The organism is Streptosporangium jomthongense (assembly GCF_042650425.1).
In the GTDB taxonomy this organism is placed as follows: domain Bacteria; phylum Actinomycetota; class Actinomycetes; order Streptosporangiales; family Streptosporangiaceae; genus Streptosporangium.
Window position 1 is genome coordinate 237,822 of sequence record NZ_JBHSBC010000002.1, and the last position, 6,716, is coordinate 244,537.

General features: G+C 72.7%; 6 protein-coding genes and 1 pseudogene. All 7 read left to right on the top strand.

Annotated elements, in window-relative coordinates; genetic code table 11:
• Nucleotides 1-7 precede the first annotated feature (7 nt).
• Nucleotides 8-1,180 (top strand): Gfo/Idh/MocA family protein, encoded by a 1,173-nt coding sequence (locus tag ACFOYY_RS04395; RefSeq protein ID WP_352012055.1) that lies wholly within the window; start codon nt 8-10, stop codon nt 1,178-1,180.
• Complete coding sequence (locus ACFOYY_RS04400) at nt 1,177-2,658, top strand: TldD/PmbA family protein (RefSeq protein WP_386188015.1); 1,482 nt, start codon at nt 1,177-1,179, stop codon at nt 2,656-2,658. Before ACFOYY_RS04395 ends, ACFOYY_RS04400 begins: the two co-directional genes overlap by 4 nt.
• Before the next feature lie 62 nt (nt 2,659-2,720).
• Nucleotides 2,721-4,064, top strand: coding sequence for a TldD/PmbA family protein (locus tag ACFOYY_RS04405; protein WP_352012057.1), 1,344 nt, complete (start codon nt 2,721-2,723; stop codon nt 4,062-4,064).
• The gene (locus ACFOYY_RS04410; RefSeq protein WP_352012058.1) at nt 4,061-4,903 is read left to right on the top strand and encodes a DUF4438 family protein; all 843 of its coding nucleotides are present in this window, start codon (nt 4,061-4,063) and stop codon (nt 4,901-4,903) included. The genes ACFOYY_RS04405 and ACFOYY_RS04410 overlap by 4 nt, the downstream gene beginning before the upstream one ends.
• The gene (locus tag ACFOYY_RS04415) at nt 4,900-5,745 is read left to right on the top strand and encodes a DUF4438 family protein (protein ID WP_386188018.1); all 846 of its coding nucleotides are present in this window, start codon (nt 4,900-4,902) and stop codon (nt 5,743-5,745) included. The genes ACFOYY_RS04410 and ACFOYY_RS04415 overlap by 4 nt, the downstream gene beginning before the upstream one ends.
• 48 nt (nt 5,746-5,793) lie before the next feature.
• A complete protein-coding gene (locus ACFOYY_RS04420; protein WP_352012060.1) occupies nt 5,794-6,435 on the top strand; it encodes a GntR family transcriptional regulator in 642 nt (213 codons plus the stop codon).
• A gap of 85 nt (nt 6,436-6,520) precedes the next feature.
• Nucleotides 6,521-6,716: pseudogene (locus tag ACFOYY_RS04425) on the top strand (bacterioferritin); the annotation flags it as partial.

A 6,716-nucleotide genomic window follows, 5' to 3' on the forward strand; every position in this document is an offset into this window, starting at 1 on the left:
TCTCACAATGGGACAGGACAAGGTGCGGGTCGCCGTCGTCGGCGCGGGCCGGTGGGCACAGGTCGCCCACATCCCCGGCTGGCAGCGTGACCCCCGCGTCGAGGTGGTCGCCCTCGCCGACTCCGACGCGGACGTGGCCGGGGAGGCCGGCAGGCGCTTCGGCGTCGGGCGCGTCGTCACCGACTACCGCGAGCTGCTCGACGACCCCGGCATCGACGTCGTCGACGTGGCCACCGGGAACCGGGCGCACTTCGAGATCTCCTGGGCCGCCCTTGAGGCGGGCAAGCACGTCCTGTGCGAGAAGCCGGTGCACCACGACTACCGGCAGACGCGCAGGGCCGCGGAACTGGCCAGGTCGAAGGGGCTGAAGACCAAGCTGGGCTTCACCTTCAGATACGCCCCCGCCGTGCTGTACGCCAAGGAGCTCATCGACGCGGGCTTCGTCGGCGAGCCGTACATCTTCAACGGCTACGAGCAGAACAGCCAGTGGCTCGACCCCTCGACCCCGCTGCGCCAGGTGGACGCCGACGCCGACCCGGACGTCATCCAGGTGTCGTCCATCGAGGGGTACGGCGCGCCGATCATCGACATCATGCACTGGTGGGTCGACTCCCCGATGACCTCGGCGGTCGGCACGATGCGGAACTTCGTCCCCGAACGCGTCGTACGCGACACCGGCCTGATGACCAGGATGAACATCGACGACGGCGACATGTGGATCGCCGAGTTCGAGAGCGGCGCGCTGGCCTCCATCCAGTCGTCGTTCGTCACGGTCGGCAACTTCCCCGGCATCGAGGCCCGCGTCTACGGCTCCGAGGGCGCGATCGTCGTCAGGCTGGTCGAGGAGGCGGGCGTCTGCCAGACGATCAGGACGGCCAGCAAGGGCTCCGTCGAGTTCGTCGAACGGGAGATCCCGCAGCGTTTCTTCCCCGAGGGCGGCCGCTCGACCGAGCCCTGGCCGCTGTTGTTCTACTCCAACCTGTGCCGGGACTTCGCCGACGAGATCCTCTCCGGCGGCCCGCTCAACCAGGGCGACTTCGGGCAGGGCGCGCTGGTCCAGGAGACGATCAACACCTTCGAACGGTCCTTCCGCGAGCGCAGCTGGGTCACCTTTCCCCTTGAGGGCCCCCTGGAGAGCCCTCTTGAGGGCCCGCTCGAATCGCTTGAGGAGGCCAGGTGACGGGCCAGGAGGCGCACACCTGGGGGAACGCCCACGACGACGCGGCGGCACGGGCCCTGTGTGAGACGGCGCTCGGCGCGGCCTCGGGTCCCGGCGTCGAGTACGCCGACGTCCGGCTCGTCGAGTGCGAGGAGACCCGCCTGTACGGCAGGCACGGCGGGGCGCGCGACGAGCGCTCCGAGCTGAACATGGGTGTCGGGGTGCGGGTCCTGCGCGAGGGGGTCTGGGGGTTCGCCGCGGCGCCGCTCGGTGACGAGGCCGACGTCCGCGCCGTCGCGGGACGGGCCGTCGCCGCCGCACGCGCCGCCGCCTTCGCGGGCGCCGAACGTGTCGCCCTCCCGCCGCGCCCGCCCTCAAGCGGGCGCCACACCACCGAGGTCACGACCGACCCCTTCTCCTTCCCCGGCAGGTACGGCCTGCTCGACCAGGCCCTCGCCGCCGCCGGGGCACCGGAGAAGGTCGTCTCCGCCGAGGTCGGGCTGAACGCCAAACGGCAGCACCGGCACTTCGCCGACAGCGAGGGCTCCCGCCAGCACCAGCACCTGGTCGAGTCGGGCGCCATGGTGCTGGTCTTCGCCGCCGACAAGCACGACGTGCAGCGCCGCTCCTATCCCAACTCCTTCCACGGCAACACCGCCGCGGCCGGATGGGAGTACGTGGAGTCGCTGCGGCTGGCCGAACAGGCCGCGCGGGTCGGTGAGGAGGCCGTCGCCCTGCTCACCGCGCCGGTCGCCCCCTCGGGCACCGCGGACCTGGTGATCGGCCCCGCCCAGATGGCGCTGCAGATCCACGAGTCATGCGGCCACGCCCTCGAACTGGACCGCATCCTCGGCGACGAGTCCAACTTCGCCGGGACGTCCTTCATCACCCCGGACGCGCTCGGCGCGCTGCGCTACGGCTCACCCGCGGTCAACGTCACCGCCGACCCGTCCGTGCCCGGCACCCGGGGCTCCTTCGGCTGGGACGACGAGGGCACCCCGGCCGCGCGCCGGGAGCTGATCCGCGAGGGCGTCGTGGTCGACTTCCTGTCCAGCAGGGACAGCGCCGCCAGGCTCGGCCTTACCCCGATCGGCGCCGCGAGGGCCGACGGCTGGGCCTACCCGCCGGTCTGCTTCGCCACCAACGTCTTCCTCGAACCCGGCTCGGGAAGCCTCGACGAACTGCTCGACCGCCTCGGCGACGGCTACTACGTCGACGACAACCGCAGCTGGTCCATCGACGAGCGCCGCTGGAACTTCCAGTTCGGCACCGAGGTCGCCTACGAGGTACGGCGTGGCAGGCGCGGGCGGCTGCTCAAGAACCTCTCCTACGGCGGTGTGACGCCGCGCTTCTGGGGCTCGGTCGAGGCCGTCGCGGGCCCGGAGGAGTTCAGGGCGTTCGGCATGCCCTGCGGCAAGGGCGAGCCGAAACAGTGGGGCTTCCTCGGGCACGGCGCCTCCCCGGCGCTCGTACGCGGCGTGCGGATCGGGGTCGCGTGATGACGGGCCCGAACGGAATCCCGGACAGAGGCCGGGACGGAAACCTGGACGGGGGAGACGGGATGAGGCCCTACACCGGCGGGGACCGCGCGCTTGAGGCGGTCGAACGGGCGCTCGCGGGCGCCGCGGGGGCCGACGAGGCGGAGGCCTTCCTCGCCGTGCGCTCGGGGGAGTACACCCGCTTCGCCGGGGAGCGCATTCACCAGGCGCAGGACATCGTGGAACGGCAGCTCATGGTGCGGGTCGTCGTGGACGGCCGTACCGCGCGGGCCGCGACCTCCAGGATCGAGGAGCCGGAGACGGCCGCGCGGGCCGCGCTCGAACTGGCGCGCGGCGGCGCCCGAGGGGCCTGCGGCGTCGCCCGGGCGCGGCCGTACCCGGAACCGGACCTGTGGCACGCCGACGTCGAGGAGTGGGACGCCGCCGCCCGCTCGGCGGAGGCCGCCCATGTCATCGGTGAGGCCAGGGCCGCGGGCGCCGGGGCCTACGGCATGTTCGGCCGCGCCGTCACCGAGCTCGCGGTCGCCGGGACCGGCGGCGTGCGGGCCTACGCCGCCGCGACCGAGGCCTCGGGCGCCCTCACCGTCAAGGCGGGCGAGGGCTCCTCCTACTGGTGTGACCTGGGCAGGTCGGCGCGGGCGCTGGGCCTGCGGGAGGCGGCGAGCCGTACCGTGGCCGAGGCGGCGCGGGCCAGGCGGCCGGTCGAGCTGCCCGACGGCGTGCACGACGTCGTCCTCGGCCCGATCGCCGCCGGTGAGCTGCTGCACTTCTTCGGCGCCTTCGGGTTCACCGGGCAGGCGCTCGCCGCCGGGGTCGGCGCCGTCGCCCGCACCCCGGGCGAGCCGGTCGCCGCGCCGTGCGTCACGGTCGCCGACGACGCGCTCGCCGGGGTCGGGCTGCCGTTCCCGTTCGACATCGAGGGAACACCGAAACGACGGGTCGGGTTCCTCACCGCGGGGCGGGTCGGGGAGGCGGTGACCGATCTGGCCACGGCCGCGGAACTCGGCGTCCCCTCGACCGGGCACGCCCACATCGCCCGCGAGGAGTCGCCCCTGGCGATCCCGGCCAACCTGGTCATGGCCCCCGGCGCGACGCCGTACGAGGAGCTCGTCGCCGGGGTCGAACGCGGCGTCTACGTGCAGCGCTTCTGGTACACCCGCGTCGTCGACCCCGGGCGGACCACCATCACGGGGGTGAGCAGGGACGGCTGCTTCCTGATCGAGAACGGCAGGATCACCCGCCCCGTGGCGGGCAAGCGGTTCACCGAGAGCGTCTTCGGGCTGCTGTCCCGGGTGGACGCGGTCGGCGACACACTCGCCACCCAGCCTCTGATGAACGTGTGGAACGGCGCCGCGACCGCCCCCGCCCTGCGGGTGCGCGGCTTCAGGTTCGGACCCAGGCCATGAGGGCGGAGACCAACGCCGCCCGCCTGGTCACCCAGATCCTGACCGGCGAGGTCTGGCCGCCGCTGGCCGACAGGAACGGCCCCAGGCCCGACGCCGACGGCCGCGCCTTCCTGCTGCCCGGCATGGGCGGCGTCACGCTCGGCGTGCACTGTGGCGACCCGGCCACCGGCTACGCCGCCGACCACCTGGAACCCGGCCTGTCCATCCGGCACCGCGACCCCGGGGCCAACATGGCGCTGCAGTTCCTCACCTGCGTCGGCAACACGGTGCGCACCGCCTCGGGGGCGGAGGGGTTCGTGATCGGCCAGCACGCCTACGTGCTCGCCGACCTGCCGGAGGAGGCGCTCGCCGAGGTCACCGTCGGCGACCCCGTCACGGTCGTGGCCAGGGGGCAGGGGCTGCGGCTCACCGACCACCCCGCCCTCACCGTGAAGAACTGCTCTCCCGAGCTGGTCGAACGGATGCCGGGCGGCACCCGCGCAGACGGAAGGCTTGAGGTGCACGTGGCGGCGACGGTGCCGGCCGAGGCCGTCGGGGCGGGCGCGGGCATGGCCTCCGAGTTCGCCAACACCGACCTCATGGGCGCCTACGCGGGCCTGTCCCCCGACCTGTCGCTGGGCCTTGAGGGGCTGCGGATCGGTGACTTCGTGGCGATCGAGGACGCCGACCACCGCTTCGGTCGCGGCTACCGGTCCGGATATGTCACTATCGGCGTGATCTCCACCGGGCACTGCATGCTGCACGGTCACGGACCGGGGCCGTCGTCCCTGATCACCGGCCCCGCCGAGGCCTTCCACATCGTCCGCAGTCCCGACGCCAACCTGGAGGTGATCCGATGAGCACGCTGGCCGTGAACCTGCTCGGGATCGTCGAACACCCGGAGATCGACGGCATGACGCCCTACCGGATCGACGCCGACGGCAGGCCGTACGTCCCGGCCGGTGACGGCGGTGTCGTGCTCGGCGTACGGCTCGGCGACTCGGCGTTCGGCTTCGACGCCGACCACGTGGCACCGGGGGCCTGCCTGGTCCACCCCGACCCGGCGGCCCGGCACGCGCTGACCGCCTACGCCTGCGTGGGCAACGAGGTCGTGGTCCGTACCGGGGCGGCGCGGGGCGCGCGGGGCTGGGTGGTCGGCAAACGCGGCGAGGCGGGCCGGGTGATCGTCAGCATGGCGCAGGAGCATCTGGCGGCGCTGCGCCCGGGGGACGGGATCTCCGTGCGCGGGCACGGCCAGGGCGCCTCCCTCGGCGTGCCCGGCGTCGAGGTGCTCAACCTCGACCCGCGCCTGCTCGGCCTGCTGCCGCTGCGCGTGGAGGACGGGAAGGTCACGGTGACCGTGCGCGGGACGGTCCCCAGCCGCCTGGTGGGCAACGGCCTGGGCCGTCCCGCGCAGATGTGGGACCTGGACGTGCAGGTCACGCCCTCCACCCCGGGCCTGGCCGGGCTGCGCCTGGGCGACCTGGTCGCGCTCGACGACGTCGACGTGCGGCACAACATGGGTTACCGGCGCGGCTGGCGCACCGTCGGCGTCGTCGCGCACGGCGACAGCCCGCTGCCGGGCCACGGTCCCGGCGTCACCCCCGTCCTGACGGGCCCGGCGGACCTGCTGCCCGTCACGGTCGACCCCGGCGGGGAACCCGCGCTGTCGGAGACCGTGCTGAGCGGCGCTCCATACTGAACCAGACAGGCGTCAACGCGAGCGACGCGAGAGAGGACACCAGGGGAAGTGCTCGAACACCTATCCCTACCCGAGACGGTACGGCTGGCGCTGCGACGCAAGATCCTCAACGACGAGCTGCCCGCCGGGACCAGGCTCGTCGAGGCGGGCATCGCCGAGGAGTACGGCGTGAGCCGGGCGACCGTGCGTCAGGCGCTGCGCGACCTGTCCAACGAGGGACTGGTCGACATCAACCCGCGCAGGTACAGCATGGTCACCCGCATGTCCACCGAGGACATCCAGGACATCTGCTACGCCCGTTGTGTCCTTGAGTCCGCCGCCGCCCGAGACGCCGTGACCAACCTGCCCTCCGGCTTCTTCGAACGTCTCGAACAGCTCGTCCAGGAGATGGACGGCGCGGCCAGGGCAGGTGACATGCAGGAGCTGGTGGACATCGACACCCGCTTCCACCGTGAGATCGTCCTGGCCTCCGGGCGCCGCCGCCTGGCCGAGCTGTGGGAGACCATGAACGGCCACATGTACGCCCTCATGCGTTCCTCGCTCGACCGCCAGCAGCTGGAGATGGCCGAGGCGGCGGGCCGCCACCGTCTCGTCATCAGCGGCCTGGCCTCCGGCGACCCGGAGCGGATCGAGTCGGTCATCCACGCCCACTACCTCGAACCCACGCTGCCCGCGGACACCGGGGGCTGACTTTTCTCACCCGGCACGTTCGAAGGTCTCCCCTTGGGGGAGCGGAGGGCTTGCCGTGTGAGACAAGCAGGGTAGGGGGAGGGACATGGCAGAGTTTCTGACCGACATCACGGAGATCCGGGACAGGGCCCGGCAGGAGATCGACAAGGGGCCGATCACCCCCGCGTACGGCGCCGACCTGGAGCGCGTGATCCAGGTGTGCAACGAGGCGCTGGCCACCGAGCTGGTCTGCGTGCTGCGCTACAAGCGGCACTACTACACCGCGACCGGCATCTACGCCG